General features: G+C 65.4%; 2 protein-coding genes. One reads left to right on the top strand and one right to left on the bottom strand.

What is annotated here, in order from left to right; translation table 11 throughout:
- A partial coding sequence (locus EN990_RS35895) for a hypothetical protein (protein ID WP_206526382.1) occupies positions 1-182 on the bottom strand: 182 nt, incomplete at its 3' end.
- Between the two features lie 3 nt (positions 183-185).
- Here EN990_RS35895 and EN990_RS35900 point away from each other — a divergent pair.
- On the top strand, positions 186-489 hold a 304-nt coding region (locus tag EN990_RS35900; RefSeq protein WP_206526383.1), incomplete at its 3' end, for a hypothetical protein.

Consider the following 489-nt stretch of genomic DNA (forward strand, 5'->3'; position numbering starts at 1 on the left):
TGCATGATCTGGCCAGCCATTCCGACGCGAATGTCCGCCGGCGCGCCGTTCGGCTTGCCGGTGGGCTCAAACGGCGCGACCTGCTTCCGGCAGTCCTGGCTGGCCTTGATGGCGAGACGGCGAAAGAACGTCTTGCGGCCGCCTTCGCCGCTTGCCTGCTTGGCGAGGCGCGGTCCGCGCACCCAGTGATCGACAAGATCGTGCTGACGGAGACGGACCAGGCGGAGGCGGCGATCGAGATACGCCTGCTGACAACGCCGCCCGAGGCCGCGAAAGCCTGGTTGCAGACGCGCTTTGGCCAACCCCTGCTACGCGTGGCGGCAACGGCATCGATCGGCCTGTTTGGCGATCCGGCGGTGATGCCCTGGCTGATCGAGAAGATGCGCGAACCGGAGCTTGTCTTTGCAGCGGGGCTGGCAATGCGCGATCTGTTCGAGGTGGATTTCAACGATACCGGCCTGTTTGCGATAGACCCGGCCGATTTGGGGA

This window comes from Mesorhizobium sp. M7A.F.Ca.US.005.03.1.1, assembly GCF_003997975.1.
Lineage (GTDB): Bacteria > Pseudomonadota > Alphaproteobacteria > Rhizobiales > Rhizobiaceae > Mesorhizobium > Mesorhizobium ciceri.